General features: G+C 48.1%; 14 protein-coding genes, 1 other RNA gene and 1 pseudogene. 12 read left to right on the top strand and 4 right to left on the bottom strand.

Features of this window, described 5'->3' with window-relative positions; translation table 11 throughout:
• Positions 1-457: 457 nt before the first annotated feature.
• The gene (locus EKM73_RS08835; protein ID WP_125701561.1) at positions 458-829 is read right to left on the bottom strand and encodes a DUF1304 domain-containing protein; all 372 of its coding nucleotides are present in this window, start codon (positions 827-829) and stop codon (positions 458-460) included.
• A 216-nt stretch (positions 830-1,045) separates the two neighbouring features.
• On the opposite strand from EKM73_RS08835, the gene EKM73_RS08830 reads away from it, so the two are divergent.
• From EKM73_RS08830 to EKM73_RS08805, 5 genes are all read left to right on the top strand, one after another.
• Positions 1,046-1,543 carry an alcohol dehydrogenase gene (locus EKM73_RS08830; RefSeq protein ID WP_125701560.1) on the top strand — a complete coding sequence of 166 codons (498 nt, stop codon included), beginning with the start codon at positions 1,046-1,048 and terminating at the stop codon, positions 1,541-1,543.
• Between the two features lie 144 nt (positions 1,544-1,687).
• Positions 1,688-3,076, top strand: a complete 1,389-nt coding sequence (locus tag EKM73_RS08825) for a class II fumarate hydratase (RefSeq protein ID WP_125701559.1) — start codon at positions 1,688-1,690, stop codon at positions 3,074-3,076.
• A 475-nt stretch (positions 3,077-3,551) separates the two neighbouring features.
• A complete protein-coding gene (locus tag EKM73_RS08815) occupies positions 3,552-4,037 on the top strand; it encodes an RNA polymerase sigma factor (protein ID WP_125701558.1) in 486 nt (161 codons plus the stop codon).
• Positions 4,024-4,956, top strand: a complete 933-nt coding sequence (locus EKM73_RS08810) for an anti sigma factor C-terminal domain-containing protein (protein WP_125701557.1) — start codon at positions 4,024-4,026, stop codon at positions 4,954-4,956. Before EKM73_RS08815 ends, EKM73_RS08810 begins: the two co-directional genes overlap by 14 nt.
• A gap of 127 nt (positions 4,957-5,083) precedes the next feature.
• Positions 5,084-6,451: a M20/M25/M40 family metallo-hydrolase gene (locus tag EKM73_RS08805; RefSeq protein ID WP_125701556.1), complete on the top strand. Its 1,368-nt coding sequence runs from the start codon at positions 5,084-5,086 to the stop codon at positions 6,449-6,451.
• A 120-nt stretch (positions 6,452-6,571) separates the two neighbouring features.
• On the opposite strand, the gene EKM73_RS08800 is transcribed toward EKM73_RS08805, so the two are convergent.
• The 3 genes and pseudogenes from EKM73_RS08800 to EKM73_RS08790 form a co-directional block, all read right to left on the bottom strand.
• Positions 6,572-7,204: an NlpC/P60 family protein gene (locus EKM73_RS08800; RefSeq protein WP_125701555.1), complete on the bottom strand. Its 633-nt coding sequence runs from the start codon at positions 7,202-7,204 to the stop codon at positions 6,572-6,574.
• Positions 7,205-7,476: 272 nt separating this feature from the next.
• Positions 7,477-7,847: a transfer-messenger RNA gene (gene ssrA, locus EKM73_RS08795) on the bottom strand.
• A gap of 182 nt (positions 7,848-8,029) precedes the next feature.
• A pseudogene (locus EKM73_RS08790) lies at positions 8,030-8,167 on the bottom strand (zinc ribbon domain-containing protein); the annotation flags it as partial.
• 114 nt (positions 8,168-8,281) lie between these two features.
• On the opposite strand from EKM73_RS08790, the gene tnpA reads away from it, so the two are divergent.
• From tnpA to EKM73_RS08755, 7 genes are all read left to right on the top strand, one after another.
• Complete coding sequence (gene tnpA / locus EKM73_RS08785; protein ID WP_125701554.1) at positions 8,282-8,701, top strand: IS200/IS605 family transposase; 420 nt, start codon at positions 8,282-8,284, stop codon at positions 8,699-8,701.
• Positions 8,702-8,948: 247 nt separating this feature from the next.
• Positions 8,949-9,683 carry a response regulator transcription factor gene (locus EKM73_RS08780; protein ID WP_125701553.1) on the top strand — a complete coding sequence of 245 codons (735 nt, stop codon included), beginning with the start codon at positions 8,949-8,951 and terminating at the stop codon, positions 9,681-9,683.
• Positions 9,680-11,146, top strand: a complete 1,467-nt coding sequence (locus tag EKM73_RS08775; RefSeq protein ID WP_125701552.1) for a sensor histidine kinase — start codon at positions 9,680-9,682, stop codon at positions 11,144-11,146. The genes EKM73_RS08780 and EKM73_RS08775 overlap by 4 nt, the downstream gene beginning before the upstream one ends.
• 434 nt (positions 11,147-11,580) lie before the next feature.
• Positions 11,581-12,729, top strand: coding sequence for a class I SAM-dependent methyltransferase (locus tag EKM73_RS08770; RefSeq protein ID WP_125701551.1), 1,149 nt, complete (start codon positions 11,581-11,583; stop codon positions 12,727-12,729).
• Between the two features lie 185 nt (positions 12,730-12,914).
• Positions 12,915-13,781, top strand: a complete 867-nt coding sequence (locus EKM73_RS08765) for a GRP family sugar transporter (RefSeq protein WP_125701550.1) — start codon at positions 12,915-12,917, stop codon at positions 13,779-13,781.
• 130 nt (positions 13,782-13,911) lie between these two features.
• Positions 13,912-15,258, top strand: a complete 1,347-nt coding sequence (locus EKM73_RS08760; RefSeq protein WP_125701549.1) for a glucose-6-phosphate isomerase — start codon at positions 13,912-13,914, stop codon at positions 15,256-15,258.
• 400 nt (positions 15,259-15,658) lie between these two features.
• Positions 15,659-18,643, top strand: coding sequence for a YfhO family protein (locus EKM73_RS08755; protein WP_225421359.1), 2,985 nt, complete (start codon positions 15,659-15,661; stop codon positions 18,641-18,643).
• Positions 18,644-19,196 lie beyond the last annotated feature (553 nt).

Below are 19,196 nucleotides of genomic sequence, written 5' to 3'. Positions count from 1 at the left end.
CGTGATGTGGTAAACGTTTTCGGTATGTTTTAGTTTGTGGTAAGCTGTGCGCAATAGATGGGGGGCTCCATCATGAAGCATCCAGGCATGTATTACGTTTATTACACGTTAGGCTGGTTATTCGTTGGAACAATGGCCTTTGTGATCTATCACATGGCTTTGCTGTGGATTATTGCCAGTCACTTTTAAGCTTAAAAAGCGGAGAGTCTTCCGAATGGAAGGTTCTCCGCTTTTCTGTTAGGCGTAATTTACAAATATGTAAGTAAAAAAAAGCTAGTTACGATTTACGCAACCAGCAGAATAGAAGTATGTGTACGGCTTCAACGGTGTTAATAATGGCTAAATGTCTAATTAACTCCTCCAACGATTGAAGACCCGTAGCAGGCTCTCACCTGAATATGTAAATTCATTATAACCTGCCTACCGACTTCTGTAAACCACATATTTAAAGATTCGCTTAAACTATTAAGATTAGTAAAACGAGTAACGTCACGAGGGCCGGCATTCCTTGCAGCCAGAAAATTTCTTTTTTAGCGGTAAAACTCCCATACAAGGCGACGAGCACGATGAAAATCAGGAGGACGGCGGTGGCTAACAGACTGGCACGACCGGTGATGACCCACTGCAGAGCGATGAGGCTGAGTCCCAGCATGCCGTTATAGATGCCCTGGTTACCAAGTGCAACGTGTGCTTCCGGGCGTTTAACGAATTCCAGAGGCATCCCGAATGCCTTGGCCTGAGCCTCGGGTTTGCCAAACATTTCCAGGCACATGATACCGAGGTGTTCGATGGCAACGACGTAGATGAGTATATTTAGAATGATTTGCATTAGTTATTCCTTCTTTCAGAGTCGAATAGGTGTTAAAATTAAAAGTGTCCAGGGGTCATCGATTAATCAAAAACATGTTGCGACTTTAAGCTAATTTTTAGTTTGGCGTGTAGAATAATAATTAAGTAATATGTGCCAGGGGAGCTCAAGCGTTTTGGAGAAACATGAATCGCGTCACACCAACCTTTATGGCAAATTTGAATGGAGGAATTATTTATGAGACTCCTAGACTTAAGTGGACAACAATTCGGCAGACTAACGGTTATTCGCCGGGATGGAACCGCAAAGAACGGGAACGCCACGTGGCTGTGTAAATGTAGCTGTGGCAATCTCGTCACGGTTGACAGTTACCGCTTGCGTCACGGCATTACCGTCAGCTGTGGCTGTTACCGGCGAGATATCAGTAAGGCCCGGCTCACGAAGGACCCTCGGACACGTAAACAAATTGGCAATGCCATGAATCTACCATTGGTTAATGGCTCTAACGTTGCCGCACTCACAAAAATCAGCTCCCGGAACATTTCCGGTGTGATTGGCGTCAGCTTCGACAAGCGTTCCGGCAAGTGGGCAGCACGTCTATTTTACCACGGCCGTTACGTTTTGAATCAAACTTTTAGCGACTTTAACGATGCTGTTGCCGCAAGACGACAGGCTGAGAAACAATTGAACCAACGAGAAGATTTTAAAACGGTTGAAGAATCCGCTGAAGGCTAAACAGCGATTCCACCAGTCAGCATAGAAGCCAAGCAGTCGGTCTGAGAGGCCGGCTTTTTTGGTGCTCAGGGACTGGATTGATTGACGGCGGGCCTTCTAATTGGGTATGCTGTAACCGACTGAAAACGTGAGAGGAAGGTTAATATGGAATATCGTGAAGAAGCAGATACGTTGGGGACGGTGCAGGTCCCGGCGTCGGCTTTATGGGGGGCACAGACCGAACGAAGTCGGCATAACTTTACCACGGGTCCTTTGATGCCGCTACCGGTGATTCGGGCCCTGTTGCAAATCAAGCTGGCGGCTGCCACGGCGAATCGCGACCTGGGTGAGATTCAAGAGGAGAAAGCCCAACTGATTATTCGCGCGACGACGGATTTGTTGGCATTGTCCGATGATGAGCTGCAGCGCGACTTTCCCCTCCACGTCTATCAGACGGGGTCCGGAACGCAGACCAATATGAATGTCAACGAGGTGATTGCCCACCAGACGATTAAGTACGATCCAACCAGTGGGGTGTTACCCAACGATGACGTGAACCATGGACAAAGCTCCAACGATACTTTCCCAACGGCAATGGCGATTACGGCTCGGGTGGCCGTGCGGGAGCTGGAGGGAGCCGTGCAACACCTGATCGATGAGTTAGCGGTCAAGGAAGCGGCCTATGAAAACGTTGTTAAGATTGGTCGGACGCATCTGCAGGACGCGACACCATTGACTTTTGGCCAGGAAGTCAGCGGGTGGGTCAGCATGCTGGAACATGACTGGGACTTTCTCAAGTCCCTGGATGATTCGCTACTCGAGTTGCCAATTGGTGGCACAGCCGTGGGGACGGGGCTGAATGCAGCCCCGGGGTTTGACACGGCGGTCGCCACCCAACTGAGCAAGGCTTACGATCAACCCTTCACCGCTAAATCAAACAAGTTCTTTGGACTAGCGGCCCATTCCGGTATCAACGTGGTCCATGGCGGGCTGAAGACGCTGGCAAGTGATCTTCTGAAGATTGCCAACGACGTGCGTTTCCTGGCGAGCGGTCCCCGGGCTGGATACAACGAATTGAATATTCCGGCCAACGAACCCGGTTCTTCGATTATGCCGGGGAAGGTCAATCCCACCCAAGCGGAGGCCTTGACCATGGCGGCCACCCGAGTCATGGGAAACGATGTCACGATAACCGTGGCAGCCTCACAAGGGAATTTTGAAATGAACGTCTATAAGCCAGTCATCATTGAAACCTTCCTAGAATCGGCGGACCTGCTGACGGGAACAGTCACTGGTTTCGCAGATAAATTGATTCACGGCATGACGGTCAATGCCGATCGTATGGCGGAATTGGTGTATAACTCACTGATGACCGTCACGGCGTTGTCGCCCTACATCGGCTATCACGCCAGTGCGGAAATCGCTCAGGCGGCTGAGCGCGAGGGGACGACGCTGCGTGAGGCGGCGGTGAAATCAGGCCAGGTGACGGCGGAACAGTTCGATCAATGGGTCAATCCCTTAGCCATGACCAACCGTGACCGGTCAACAGATTAAGCTTCTGTATGGATGATGACCGTCGCCTGTGGCTGCCAGGATTCCGCCTGCTGTGGGGAACGGTAAAAGCCGAAGTGCGGTCTTTTACCTCGACTTGAAGCCGTCAAAATGCGGACGTCTCCAAGCTCGTCCCATGACCTAACCTGACCAAAAGCGTCAGCTAAGGTCATCGTCACGGCCGGCTACATCTTGGCTTCCTCCGGCTAAGATAAGTTGTCGGCTTAAAGCATAGTCGATTGACTATTCAAAAAATTGCATGGATATGTAAAAAATTAACTGTAATCTAATAGTGAATAAGGAACCGCAGACATCACAATTCGACGTGATGTCTGCGGTTTTTGCGTTGGCTAGGCAATCAGCTCGCCTTAATGAATCCTATTCTGTATACTCCAGCTATCTGACGGATCTTTTTGAAAATAATCGTTACCTTTTTGGGGAGTTATTCGTTGTTTAGGTGTAGGGGGAGGCGAACAGCATGCAGTTACGGCAATACGAGGACCTATTAGCCCAGTTAGCCGTTGAGTTACAGCGTTATTTGATGGGACGCGGGGCCCAGCGGGAAGTGGCCGAAGATATCTGTCAAGACGTCTTCGTCAAGGTTTTGGAGATGGAACTGGTGCTGCCACCCGATGAACTGCGACCCTACCTTTATCGGGTAGCGTGGTCGACCTACCTGGACGATTATCGGCGGAAGCGGCGGTACCGGGAGCTGGTGACGCAATACTTACGACCCGAGCGGGAACAGGTGGATTCTGAAGTTTATGAAGATCTGCTGAGCGCCTTAGATACGCTACCGGAGCATGACCGGGAGCTACTCCTGCTCCGGTACAATCAGGAGCTGTCGATTCGGGAGGTTGCGGTGTGCCTGAAAGTTAGACCGGCCGCAATCAAGATGCGGTTGCATCGCGTACATCGAAAGTTAAAGAAGATTTTACGGAGGGGTAGTCATGGACGAAAGTAAAAAATTTCGACGCTTAGCACTTTGGGTGAAGATTCGGCGGTGGGGCATTACAGTAGTGATTGCCATTCTGGTGATCCTAGCGACAATACCAGTGGCGTACAAGTTGACGCAGATGCGGGCGGCGAAGGTATCAAACGAGATTATGCTAACCATGGAAATGGATAACGACCTGATGGCGCCTAATATCGAAGTTAGCGACCAGTATCTAGGAAATACTTCTGTGATGGGCGGACAGGTTATTAGTCATCGCTACAAGGATATTGAGGGGTATCGCGTTCCTTGGTCATCAGTCATTCAGAATTACTCTTGGTTAACTAGTGGCGGTGGGGATGCCCTGAGTAATGCGACGGACCAGAGCATGACCGCTCTATACGATCGCGTAACGGAACAGAAGATTCCCATGTTTTTCAATGCGCGAGCAAACAGGCCCAACTTGAAGGCCACGCATGATTTGCGGAAGGTGGCCGCGACTAAGGGAGCAGTGGCCGAGATGGCCTTAACGTTCAAACAACCGCTGACGTATCAGCAGGTCCGAGCCAAGTTGCCGGCAAAGATCCATCCGCAATGGTACTGGATTGGGGTGAGCGGCACCGCAGATCCAACCTCGATGGATAATAACCTACTCGGCTATAATGTTAAAAATTTAGCGCATCCGGAACGGCTGAGTCAGGATAACTATCGCGGATTTTATCTGGGGTTAGTGAAGACTGGTCAGACCGCTTCAGGGATGTCATATGATGGTTTTAATATTTATAAGTATGCCGGCCAATATGCTAAACGCTATCCTAAAGGGAATCAAGCCAAGTTTGCCGGTGTCATCGTGACTGGAAACAGTGAGGACTTTCAGTCGCTAACTAAGGCAAACTGGATCTATGCCAGTTCCGCCGGGTTCTTCAGACAACGCTCAGTCATTAAATGACAACTTGATGAGAATAATCTTGACATTTTTCTCATCAAAGCTTAATGTTAAAGGCAATCGAGCAACAGTGTTAATCACTAGTTCCCGCCAAGTGAGTTGCTCGTGAAAATTTAAGGAGCGAATGTCTATGTCAGAGAAAACTACCGACGCATTGCAAACCGCCATCGATCAGGCCTTAGAAGCCGATCGTCCCCGGTTAGCCAAGTATTTAAGTATTGAAACGGTTGCTGCCAAGCACCTCGGAATTGAGGAAACGGTTAGTGTAATTGAACAATCCCTTCAAGAATTAGGTGCCGAGGTAGAGGTCTGGCGGGACATTCCGGGTAGTAATCCTTTCGTATTTGCGACCCTACCAGCAGGGCCAAACGGGAATCCCGATAAAACCCTGTTGTTCTACAACCACTATGATGTCCAGCCGGCCGAACCACTGGATGAGTGGGACAGCGAACCCTTCCAGTTAACGGAAAAGAACGGTCAGTACGTGGCTCGCGGTGTTTCCGATGACAAGGGGGAGTTTATGCTTCGCTTGTCCGCAGTTAAGGCGTTACAAGCAACGGGTGGACTGCCTTGTAACTTAAAATTCATTCTCGAAGGGGAAGAAGAAGTGGGAAGTCCCCACATTGAACCCATGACGAAGAAACATGGTGCTGCTTTGGCTGCCGACGCGATTATTTGGGAAACAGGCGGTAAGGATGCCGACGAGAATTTCCAGGTGACTTGTGGGGTCAAGGGCACGGCCAGCTTCAACGTGACCGCAAAGTCAGCAGAGAGTGACCTGCATTCTTCACTGGCCGCCTTCGTGGATAATGCGGTATGGCGGTTAGTTCAGGGCCTGTCAACATTGCGCGGTCCTAGGGGTGAAGTCTTGGTGGATGGTTTTACCGATGGCGTGAAACCCTTAACACCAACCGAACAAGCGGCCGTCGATCAATTACCCTTTAATGAAGAAGCAACGCGTAAGAACTTCGGCTTGAAACTGCCACTGCTGTCGGATAAGCCAGCCGAGGCCTTAATTAACCGACCGACGATTACGATCAACGGGATTTCCGGTGGGTATGAGGGTAATGGCTTGAAGACGGTCTTGCCTAAGGAAGCCCGGGCCCAGTTAGACTGCCGGTTGGTTCCTGGCCAAGATCCGCGTCACATTTCAGAGCTCGTCCAGCAACAGTTGGACAAGAATGGGTTTAGCGACCTTCATGTCTCCTACAATCAAGGGGAGCCGGCTTTCCGGTCGGATCTGACGGATAGTTTCGTGCAGACGGCGGTCGCTACCGCCCATGAAGTCTATGGGGATGCGGTTAAGCTGGTGCCTAATGCCGGTGGTAGTGGTCCCCAAGCACCGTTCTTTGAAGCGGTGGGTGTGCCAATCATTGACGTCGGATCAACTTGGGCCGGTTCCGGGGCCCACGCGCCTAACGAAAATGTTCGGGTGAGTGATTATGTTCAGGCTGCTCGCTACACGGCACGGGTCTTACAGAATTTTGGTGAAAAATAACTTTCAATAAATCGGTTGCAGAGAGAATCGGTTGATTTCAAAAAAACTAGCCTTATCAGGGTCATCGGTGAAATGGTGACTGCTGATAAGGCTAGTTTTAGGTTGACTCAGGAGTAGTGGCTAGTTAACCACGATGTAGTAGCTAGCTGGCCAGTAAGTTTGACTGAAGACGCCGATACCATCGTTTTCATTCTGGGCGGCAACGTATTGGCCGTTTCCAAGAGAAATTCCGTCGTGGTAGGGGGCGCTGTCGGATCCCCAGAAGAGGATAGCACCAGCAGGCGCGTTGGCCACGTCGTAGTGGTGGGTTCCCAGGGTCGTTTGCTGGGTGGTGGTCCGGGCGCTCAGACCGAAGGCGTATTGCACCAGGCCGGAGCAGTCGAAGCCGGAGAGTGAACTGCCACCGTAAACGTAAGGGACGCCGCTATTCGCTACGGCGAGGGCCTTAGCAACGGCACCGCTGGCACTCGTTGTGGTGGTCGTAGAGGTATTAGCTGCTGTGGCCGTCGTAGTTGCAGAATTGTTAGTAGCGGTATGTTGGTAGCTGGTATTCTGGGCGGTTACCGTTCCAGTTGCGGTTGTTGATGTTGTTTGAATTGCGTGTTGACCGCTGACCTGCGTCGTCTGGGGTGTCTGACTCCCCGTATCCGTGGTCATGTGGGCGGACGCCGTAGTTGTGCCGGCGAAGAGCAGGGCGGTTGCGCCCAAGGTACTTACTAGAACTTTGGTTGTGGTTGTTTTGATAGATGTCACTCGCAATCTTCTAAGTATTTTGTAGCGAATTACCTGACTACAGAATTTAGTATAGCGAACAAAAATTGCGGGGCGGTATCAGTCAAATGACGGATTAAGACGGTTTGGTGACGTTAGATGTCAGACGCGGTGAATGATTTTAAGGATAATTGAATGAGAGAATCTGGCTATTAACAATAGAAGAAATTTAACGGTGAATTCTATAATCAAGTTAGCCACCTAGATTTTTAGACAAAATAAAAACCCGTTAGTCGCGTAACTAACGGGTTAATCGATGGAGGCGGCGGGGATCGAACCCGCGTCCTAGCATATTGCCAACTTAACGTCTACACGCATAGGCAGACTACTTAAAGTTTCGCTGAACAACTTGCCGCCTGTCAGGGCCAACATGAACAGCTAACCTGATTTTTCTCTTCTAACGTACTTCAGGTGGGAGTCGTTAGCGTAAGTCCGTTAAATTTAGGACCCAGATCTAGACCACGGACAAGCCTAGGAGGATCTACGTTAAGCGCCTATTAAGCAGCTAAAGCGTAAGAATTGTTATTATTTTTTGCAGTTATAATAAACTGGACCTTTTAACGTAGATGCCGCTACGACGCGCAGTCAAGCTTCAACCTATACCAGTCGAATCCAGAACGCCCCCATAAATTGATACTCATCTAGTTTAACATACCTCCAGCCGTGTGCAAACAATTTTGACCAGTGAGACCTAAGTCAACCACGTCCGTTTAAAAACAGACGCTTGTGAGAACCGCACCCCACGGCATGGTGATAGATATAACACTAGCCTATGAATAGGACTTATCCGCTAATTACCAAAGCCTTTTAAGTCCGCAGGTTGCCAGACGGACTCATTTCTTGTAGTGTTGCTAAACCTTTTGCTAAAATATTTTTAGCTGCGTTGTGATCACGTACATGGAACGTGCCACAACTAGGACACGCCCACTTGCAATCAGCCAACGTCCGAAATACTCATCGCCATAAGTTGCCACCTCCTTTTGCTTGATAGGAGCATACCATATGAGTATAATGTATTCATAAAAAAACGTCTTATAATAATATTTATGGAGGTATCATATGAGTAAAGACACTAGCGGAGCAATTCACGAACGAGGTTATGTTTACAACTTTCATTTTCACTTGGTCTGGGTCACCAAATACCGGCATGAAGCATTTACAACGCCACAGTTAGTCGCTGAAATGACCAACATTCTAACGAAAATAGCCCGACTGAACGAAGTGACCATTGAGCAAATGGAAGTAATGCCGGACCATATCCACTTACTACTAAGCTTTAAACCCAAGTATGCCCCAACCAATGTTGTCAAAGCCTTCAAGGGCGGTTCGGCTCGTTTATTCTTTGAATTACATCCAGAAATAAAGGCTCAGAATTTCTGGGGTGGTCATCTCTGGTCTCCAAGTTACTTCATGAGTACCCTTGGTGATATGAGCAAGAAAACTGTAGAAAACTACATTGCCAGTCAACGAAAGAGATAACGGCATTCATCCCTTGTTTGAAAGCAAGGGAATTCTGTCTAGCTTCTATTAAAGGGGAAAAAACCCATATTTAGTATAGTATAATAGATAGTTAAGGAACCAGGCGGCTCAGGCTCGCCGGTAAAAGTTACAGAAACTTCATCGTTCTATCATGGAAGCTTCTGGTTAACCTAGTAGGTTTAGGACACTATGACTCCTAACCTTTTTGCCGGCTCCGAATATAGTAGCCCGACCTTTGGAGGTAGCAATGAAGTTATTAATGATTGAAGACAACCACTCAGTATCACAAATGATGTCCATGTTCTTTAAGAAGGAGCAGTGGGACGCCGAATTTGCTTATGATGGTAATGAAGCCGTTGAAATGTTTAAGGCCGCACCCAACGATTGGGATATGGTTACGCTTGACCTGAACCTGCCCGGACTGGACGGGATGCAGGTGAGTGCCGAGATTCGTAAATTATCGCCAACCGTACCAATCATCATGTTGACGGCCCGAGATTCCGAGAGTGATCAGGTTCTGGGATTGGAAATGGGCGCGGACGATTACGTTACCAAGCCATTCAGCCCCATCACCTTAATTGCCCGGATCAAGGCGCTCCACCGACGAGCTGGATTGGGCGCCATTAGCAAGGGTGTGGAGACGGCACCGTTGGACGATACCGAATCCTTTGATGTGGTCACGGAGAATTTCAAGCTCAACACCAAGACGCGGGAAGCCTACCTAAATGGTCAGCAGATTCACGATTTAACGCCGAAGGAATTCGACTTGTTAAAGACCTTGGCACAGAAGCCCCGGCAAGTATTCTCTCGTGAACAGCTCTTACAGCTGGTCTGGGACTATGAGTACTACGGTGATGAACGGACTGTGGACGCGCACATCAAGAAATTACGGCAAAAGATTGAGAAGGTTGGCCCCCAGATTATTCAAACCGTTTGGGGGGTGGGTTATAAATTTGATGATAGTGGAGCAGATCAGCAATGAAGCTAATGTATCAACAAATGCTGGGATTCTTTGCGGCAATCATGATTATCCTGATTATCATGGGTGTATCCTACTCACAAATGACCAGGCACATGGTGTACAGCAATACCTGGAATTCGCTTGAAAAATATTCGAACAGTTTGATTGAACAGTCTTTACGGATTAGTTCACAAGATGGCAATGCGGTTAATTTCGATACGACTGCTCTGGAAAATAGTGAGCAGTTGCTGCAAAACCAAGCAGTCAGTACAACCATCTACAGTGCCAGCAATAAAGTCGTCTTTCCAGCCAGTGTGTATCAGCAGTCCATTAAGCAGACTGACTGGAAAAAACTAAAGAATAACCAGATCATTCACAAGGTCGTTGACCGACGTGTCCGAAACAAGGATGGTCGGGTCAGTCCGGCCATGACTGAGGTGATGAAACCTTACTTTTACAACCACAAGCTCGTGGCAGTCGTGGTGATGGGGGCGTTCGTCTCCGATATCAATACGAGTGTCAATCAAATCAATCGTAATCTGATCCGAGCGCTACTGGTATCCATCGTGGTCGCCATCGTTGCCAGCTATATCCTGGCTCGTTACTATACGTCGCGGATCAACCGGCTACGAAAGGCCACCAATCAGGTTGCGCGAGGAAATTATGATGTGGAAATGACCAGTAAAAACCGTGATGAAATTGATGACTTGATCAACGATTTCAACGGCATGGCCCACTCGCTAAAGGATTCACAAGAAGAGATTCAGCGGCAGGAACAACGGCGCCGTGAATTCATGGCCAATGCCTCACATGAAATGCGGACGCCACTGACGACTATCAATGGATTGTTGGAAGGACTGGCCTATGACGCCATTCCTGAGGAGAGTAAGGAAGAAAGTATCGACTTAATGCGGAGTGAAACGAGTCGCCTGATCCGGCTGGTCAACGAGAATCTGGACTACGAAAAGATTCGATCCAACCAGATTTCGCTCAACCTTCACGAATTCAATGCGGTAGATGCACTCCATAATATAGTAGAACAATTAAAACAAAAGGCTGATGACAGCGAGGATACCCTTGAATTACAAGCACCTAACGAAATTCCTGTATATGCCGATTATGATCGTTTTGTCCAAATTATGTTTAACATTACACAAAATGCCATCCAGTTCACTCACGATGGGACGATTACCATTTCTGCTCAGCGGGGTTACGAGGAGACCATCGTCAAAGTCGCCGATACGGGGATGGGCATGAGTGATGAGCAACTGCAGAATATCTGGGAACGGTACTACAAGGCTGACCCATCGCGGAAGAACACCAAGTATGGTGAATCTGGTCTGGGACTGTCAATCGTCCACCAGTTGGTGCAGTTGCACCATGGTAAGATCAGCGTCACCAGTAAGGAAAATGTCGGCACAACCTTCACCGTCATTTTCCCAGACCAACACCAAACAAATTCGGAACGGGTCAAGACGGATTAGCGAGATGTTAACTAGTGCACAATCAGCCGGATTTTAGGTGATTAAGTGGAGCTGCTGATTTCATCAAATGTAGGCGGCGTGACCACAGATAGGATTTATGTAGAGAGTTGAGTGGTGAAGGCCGATAACACAGAAATTGTGGCTACTGTGAGTCAACGTCAGCCGTGAGGGGAAGGCAAATCAACTCAGCCGTGGGAAGTGGCTTAGTGGCGTTTCTTGCCGCTTAGCCAATTGGTAGCTTTGAGACTCGGTCCTTAGAGGCTCAAAGTAAGCCCAGAGACCGTTCTTTGGCTCTGGGCGTCCGCCCACCGCGTTCCGGTTGATTTACCTTCCCCGGTAAGGCGAGGAGTTGCTCAGTTTAATTCATACCAAACCATTGCTGTGTTTATCGCGTTCTCGTGATACAATGAGGGGAACCATTAAGGAGGAAACTTTTGAAACGAGTACAAATTACCGGGAAGTCCGTCCGTAAATTCGAGGACGGCTATCCCATCGTATCTTTAACTGATTTAGAAAATGCCAAGGACTTCGACAACGGTGCTTGGGTCCAATTAGAAAATCACGGCCATTTTGTGGCCACGGCCTACTTTGCCAAGCAACATCGTGGCATTGGCTTTGTCATGAGTTTACGTGAAAATGAGGATATTGACGAACGCTTCTTCACCAGCAAATTCCGGGCCGCAGTTGCTAAGCGGTCAGCCTTTGCAGAAACGTCAGCTTACCGTTTGTTTAATGGTACTGGTGACGGTTTAGGTGGCTTGGTTGTGGATGTGTTCAACGGCAAGTACGTCTTCCGTTGGTTAAACACGGCCATCAAGCAACAGTCTAAGCTGATTTATGCGGCTTTTGAACGTATCATGGGTAAGGGCCAAACAATCTTGGCTGATTTTCCTGGTCAAGAACACTTACAACTGGTGAGCGGCGACTTTGGTGATCAACCCACGGAAATTTTGGAGAACGGTGTGACTTATCCTATCGATTTAACAGTCGGTCGGCAACAGTTAGCTTTGGAATTCCGGGACATTCGTGCTTGGGCTAAGGCAACCAGTCAACAACGGCGAATCTTGAACTTGTACAGCGCCGAGACTGGTTTGGTAACGGCAGCTATGATCGGTGGCGCCATCGAGGCCATCACGGTTGACCCAACGAACCGGGCAACGACGGCTATTCAAGCCCAATTGGCGGCTAACAACTTTGACCAAGCGGCTGTGGAAATGCGGACGATGGATGTTGCCAACTACTTGGATTACGCCATCAAGCACGATTTGAAGTTTGATACCATTTTCATCAATCCACCTGCATTCATCCGGGGGAAGAAGAAATCCTTCACCTTGGAACAAGACTTGCAAGAGTTGATCGAACAAGCCCTTAAGCTGACGCAACCGGGGTCACAAGTCGTGATTACCACGACGACGCTGATGTATTCCATGAAGCGTCTGCGGGATACGATCAGTGACGCCATGCAAAATTATACCGGTCATGTAACAGTTTCCAATACGTACCTTTCACCAAATGATTTCATAACTAACCATGCCGACCGTCATAGCGAGGGATTAAAGGGTGTTCAGCTCACTGTTGACTAACTGAAAACGACGTGAAAATAATTGCAATTGATCCCAACCGGTAAGATAGACCACTTACCGATTGGGGTTTTTGTTAAGCATTTATAGTTTACATTTAGAATCGAAAACAGTAGACTTACTATTGCTAAATAAAAAACGCTTACAAGAAAAAGAACTAGAATTGAAACGAGAGTTGAGGCTTACAAATGGGTATTTTACTAGCTTTGATCCCCACGGTCTGTTGGGGAAGTATTGGATTAATCAGTGGGAAACTTGGTGGGACATCTTACCAACAAACGTTGGGAATGACCGCCGGGGCCGTCTTGTTCGGCCTGTTCTCAGTCTTTTATTTTCACACGGCAATTTCCGGCATGGCAATGATCGTTGGGGTTGCTTCCGGTCTCTGCTGGTCCGTTGGTCAGTTTGAACAATTTCAATCCATGAAATTCATCGGTATCTCACGGACGGTGCCAATCTCAACCGGGCTTCAGTTGGTTGGGACGGCGCTTGCCGGGGTGCTGTTGTTCCACGAATGGAAGACTACTCGAATGGTGACGATGGGGACTATCGCCGTTATCGTTCTGATTGCTGGGGCCGCACTGACGTCTCTGCGTGATTCCAAGGCTAAGGCCTCGGCTGCAGGGCAACCCATGCAAGCTGGTAAAGGTGCCACCGCTATTATTATTTCGACGATCGGTTACGTGTTGTACACGGTTATCGTCAATGCTTCCGGTTTACCTTCCAAGACAGTCATCTTCCCACAATCGCTGGGAATGATCTTAGGCGCTACGATTTTCGTCCTCTTCTCTCATCAAAAGGTGATGCACAAGGCAACCGCCAAGAACATCATGACTGGGATTGTCTGGGGTGTCGGGAACTTCTTCATGTTCATGGCTATTCCCTCAATTGGGTTGGCAATTAGTTACTCCTTGGCACAATGTGGGATCGTTATTTCCACCTTTGGGAGTATCTGGTTATTGGGCGAAAAGAAGACTGGCCGCGAAATGGTCTACATCACGATTGGTTCACTCCTCGTTGTTGTTGGTGGGGTAACCCTTGGTTTAATGAAATAGTTTTCATGAGGTTAGTAACTGCGGTTGCTGACCTTTTTATTTTCGAAAAATGTGGACTAGACCATTTACTTTCCAGGTGGTTGCGTTATAATGGACTAGTCAATAACAATAAAAGTGAGGTTTTCTTAATATGGCACATATCGCCTTTGATCTTTCGAAACTTGAACCATTTGTTCATGACAACGAATTAGGAGAAATGCAAGCAATGGTGACGGCGGCTGACGCCGAATTACGCCAAGGTACCGGTGCTGGTAGCGACTTCCGCGACTGGTTAACGTTACCTAAGGACTACGACAAGGAAGAATTTAGCCGTATCAAGGCTGCAGCAAAGAAGATTCAATCTGACTCTGCTGTATTGGTAGTTATTGGTATCGGGGGTTCTTACCTGGGTGCTAAGATGGCCGTTGATTTCTTGAACGACACGTTCTTCAACTACTTACCAGCCGACAAGCGGAACGCTCCCCAAGTGTTCTTTGCAGGGAACTCCGTCAGTGCTGACTACGTCCACGACCTGATCAACCTGATTGGTGACCGTGACTTCTCTGTTAACGTCATTTCCAAGTCTGGGACTACAACGGAACCTTCTATCGCCTTCCGGATCTTCAAGGATATGCTGGTCAAGAAGTACGGTGAAGACGGTGCTAAGGGTCGAATCTACGCTACGACTGACAAAGCGCGTGGTGCCCTTAAGACCGAAGCCGCTGCTGCTGGCTACGAATCCTTCATCATCCCTGATGGTGTTGGTGGTCGTTACTCCGTATTAAGTGCCGTTGGGTTATTACCTATCGCCGCTTCCGGTGCCAACATTGACGAATTGATGCAGGGTGCTGCAGACGCCCAAGACGCCTACACAAATCCTGACTTAACTAAGAACGAAGCTTACCAATACGCCGCTTTACGGAACATCTTGTACCGTAAGGGCTACACGACTGAATTGCTGGAAAACTACGAACCACGTTTGCAATACCTTGCAGAATGGTGGAAACAATTGACTGGTGAATCCGAAGGTAAGGATCAAAAGGGGATTTACCCATCTTCCGCTAACTTCAGTACTGACTTGCACTCCTTGGGTCAATACATCCAAGAAGGTCAACGGACATTGATGGAAACGGTCGTTATGATCGACAAGCCACGGACTGACGTGGATGTACCAACGGCTGAAGATGACCTCGATGGTTTAGGCTACCTCCAAGGTAAGAACATGGGCTTTGTTAACCAAAAGGCCTTTGAGGGGGTCGTATTGGCTCATACCGATGGTGGTGTACCTAATATGAGCGTTCATATCCCAGATACGACGCCATACACGTTGGGTTACCTGATCTACTTCTTCGAAGTTGCTATCGGCGTTTCCGGTTATCTGAACGGGATCAACCCATTCAACCAACCGGGTGTTGAAGCATACAAGACCAACATGTTTGCCCTGTTAGGCAAGCCTGGTTTTGAAAAGTTGGGCAAGGAATTAAACGCTCGTCTTTAATTTAACTTAAACTTAATGAGGACTCTCGGCTCGCATGAGCTGGGAGTCCTTTTGTTTTCAACGGGGATAATGACCGGTTAGTTCGGTGAATGAACGGTTGGGTCAACGCGTAGCTTATGCTAAAATTAGTTCTATTGCGCGTGACGCGGGGAGCCTATCTCATACCTACCAGTACTTGGCGGAGTGCGGGGCCATAGTGAATTGGTGGTTAAAATATTACGAGACGTGAAATTTTGATTACAGATTCATGCTATCTCTTGAGATGTTGGTGGCGTCCCAGTAATATTAGTAAGGGGAGTAGTAACAGTTTAATTATTGTGTCAAACGGAGAACTAGGGATTATTAATTTAAGGGAGAGAATATGTTGAAGGCTTCAAAGAAAAACTATTGGATTTATACGATGATTTTTATTGTGCTAGTAGTCTGCCTCTACGGAATTTTTATTCTGACTGGTAAGTCGTTCATCTGGGAAGGGGACGGCCTGGCACAACATTATCCGGTACTGGAGAAATTTTACACTTGGTTACATGAGGGGAGCTTGTCAGGGTGGTCTTGGAATCTGGGCTTAGGTGCAGACAAAATGACGACCTTCTCTTACTATGTTCTCGGGGACCCATTCAGTTACCTGATTTGGTTCTTCCCAAGACATAGCATCGAGCTGGGATATAACGTGTTGATTCTCTTACGGCTATACGTGAGTGGATTGGCATTTATGTTATTTGCCCGGCAACGGGGATTCAAGCCCGGTAGTCAACTATTGGGGACGCTGACTTACACGTTCACAGGGTATTCCCTGTACGTTAGCATTCGGCACCCATTCTTCTTGTTGCCAATGATTCTATTTCCATTGCTGGCTTACGGCATTGACCGCGTCTATCAGGGGAAGACGTGGGTCCCACTGGCCGTCTTTACGGGACTGGCGCTTGTCAGCAACTTTTACTTTGCCTACATACTGGCGATTGGGAGCTTAGTTTACGCGGTACTCCGGTATCTGACCGTTCGCGACACGATTGCACAGAAGGGTTGGCCACTGATTTTTAAGTTGGTGGGGGCCGGATTACTTGGGTTCTTACTGGCCGGCATCATCTTTATTCCGTCACTGATTGGGGTCCTTACTTCAACGCGGGCGACGGGCAATTTTGCCAATGGTTACTTTATCTATCCGTTGAATTACTATTTACGGCTACCCAATGCTTTGGTGACGACTGGGAACGCCATGCGTTTCTGGGCCAATTTAGGCTTGGCTGGGCTGACCTTTCTCAGCCTGATGTATGTCGTCCGGCACGCACGACGTTACCTGTGGTTTGACGTGGGTCTGTTGATCTTAGTGATCGGTTCACTGTTACCAGAGGTCGCCGCCGTGATGAACGGGGGGACAACACCGTCTCAACGGTGGTTACTGTTAGGCTGTCTAGCTTTCAGTCTGTCGGTGATGTATTTCATCGATGCCTTGCCACGAATCGACCGTAGCGACTTGTCAGCCATGATTGTGGGGACGCTGTTCCTTCTGGGGCTGGTTTGGGCCGCTAACGGGTTTATTTTCAGCAATCATCCGCATGACTTCGTGATCTATGGCTTGCTCTTGTTAACGCTGGGGGCCATCGTGGTCGGCCACTTTTATCAGTGGTCGCGTCATCAGGTCATTTGGACGCTACTGGCATTGCTCAGTCTAAACATCATTGCGAACGGTTACGGTTACTTTAGTCCCAACTCTGGTGGTGCCAGCGAACAACTGCTGAACCGGGGAGTGGCTTCGAAATTCCAGAAGAACTTCTACGATGGGGCTGAGAGTTATGTGAAGGCCCAACCGGGTTTTAAGCGGAGTTCTATTAGCAAGTACTATTACTTTAGTAATGAAGCCAAGACCAACATGGGGATGAACCTGGGCGCTCACGATATCATGTCCTACTTCTCCATTCAGGATGGCGCTGTGGGGGAATTCAGTGAAGAACTGGCGAACTCACAATTTAAGATGAACAAACCGATTAACCAAGCGGATAGTCGGACCACTATGAACAATCTGTTGGGGGTCAACTATATTTTCGCCCGGAGTAATCAATTAAAGACGCAAGGATTCCCATACGGCTATAAGCCGGTCAAAAAGAACGGGACCATTCTCACGTATCAGGATGAACCCGTCCATGACTTAGGGAACAACTACGATACTGTTATTTTGAAGTCAAAAAATGCGCTACCATTAGCCTATCTGCAAACGAAGCAGTTAAGTGCTAAGCAGTTCAAGAAGCTTAACGGAAGCGATAAGGAACAGGCATTGACGTATGGTGCCCTCGTTGATAAAAAGGCGAAGGGTGTGCCAACGACCACGTACCATAGCCAGAGCCGTGAGTTGCGTTACAAGACGAAGGCGGATAACAGTACGGTGATCGATAGCTTACAACAGGTCATGAAGTTCCGGCAACAGGGGAATCAAATGGATCCTGACTTGATCACGACAACCAAGTCCTCGTTGATGAAGACTAATCAGGATCGGTCTGTGAATATTACGGATGACAAGGCTCGCTTGGAGCAGTTGACGGGGCAGAACCGTACGGCGTTGAAGCAAAATGCGTTGGCCAACCAAAAGTCTCTGCATAAGCTGATTAGCGATAATCAGAGCTTGCCAGTCAATTACAAACTCCATCTCAAGCACCCTAAGCAAAATAAGGGGACTGAACTGTACTTGGAACTTGACGGCATTCAGGCTGAACGGCTCAGTGTAAAGGACAAGTATCAAGCACAGAAGAATACCAAAGCTTTCAGTAATCAGGCATTCTCTGGGATTGCACGGATCAACCAATTACGGTCTGGTCTGTGGAACATGAGTGATGGTGCCTATTCCGTGACGGCTACAACAGCCAATAATGTTTCGAGCTTTAGCCAGTTTGGACAGTCCAACCTGTCAGACTATCAAGAAAAGCACCACGTTCTGTTGAACTTGGGCTATTCTAATAAGGCACGGAAGACTATCAGGCTGACGTTCCAAGGCGTCAAGGGCTTGTCCTTCAAGTCGGCAAAGCTCATTGCGGTGCCATTTGGCAGCCAATACAACAGGCGGATGTCACAGCTCAAGCACCAAGGCTTACAGGGCTTAAACGTGAAGAATAACCGGGTTACGGGGACCTCACATTCACAGCAGGCTAGTGTGCTGACAACGTCGATTCCGTACAACACCGGTTGGCAGTTGACAGTGGATGGTAAGAAGCAAGACATTACCAAGGTCAACGTGGGCTTTGTGGGTGCACGTGTGGCTGCTGGTAAGCATAAGATTGAGCTGACGTATCACACACCAGGTCAACGGATTGGGGCCTTCCTGACGTTGATTGGTGCGGTAATTCTTGCGGTGACTGGTGGTTATAGCTACTGGCATTGGCGGAAACGGCGATAAATCTAAGTAAATTAAAAGCACCTCTCGTTTGAGACGGGGGATGCTGACATGAGGTCACGTTGCACAAGCTGCAGCGTGACTTTTTTAGTTGTAATTGAAGAAATCCCAGGCCAACACAGTAAACAGAATAATTAAAAATAACAGTTCCGCAAATAGATAGTGGTGAGGTGGTGTCTGACGACGGCCCATCATGATTGTAACTCCGTATGCAATGGTAAAATAGGGAAATAACGAGGGATTTGTAAAGATAGTGGGGATTCATGAGATAACTTTTTCAAATTAATTTTCCTCCCAGACTAGGCTGATAACTTTCTCCAAGTTTAACGAAGTCAGAGGTGATTAGCAAGAAGTTTATCTATTTAATTGTTAATAATATATAATTAATATTATATTGGCAGAATTGCCACTTTTAGACAAAAATAAAAGCCTCAAAGCGCTGATAAATCAACGCTTTGAGGCTATCGTTTAAACCACTAATCACCCGCACGGTGATTGTAGCTAGTGGGGGAACCCCTTAGTAACGGCTTCATATCAACGTTTCTAAAACTCGAGA

It is taken from the genome of Levilactobacillus fuyuanensis (assembly GCF_003946395.1).
GTDB classification, from domain to species: Bacteria; Bacillota; Bacilli; order Lactobacillales; family Lactobacillaceae; genus Levilactobacillus; species Levilactobacillus fuyuanensis.
This window is presented reverse-complemented; position numbering and strand designations above follow the sequence as displayed.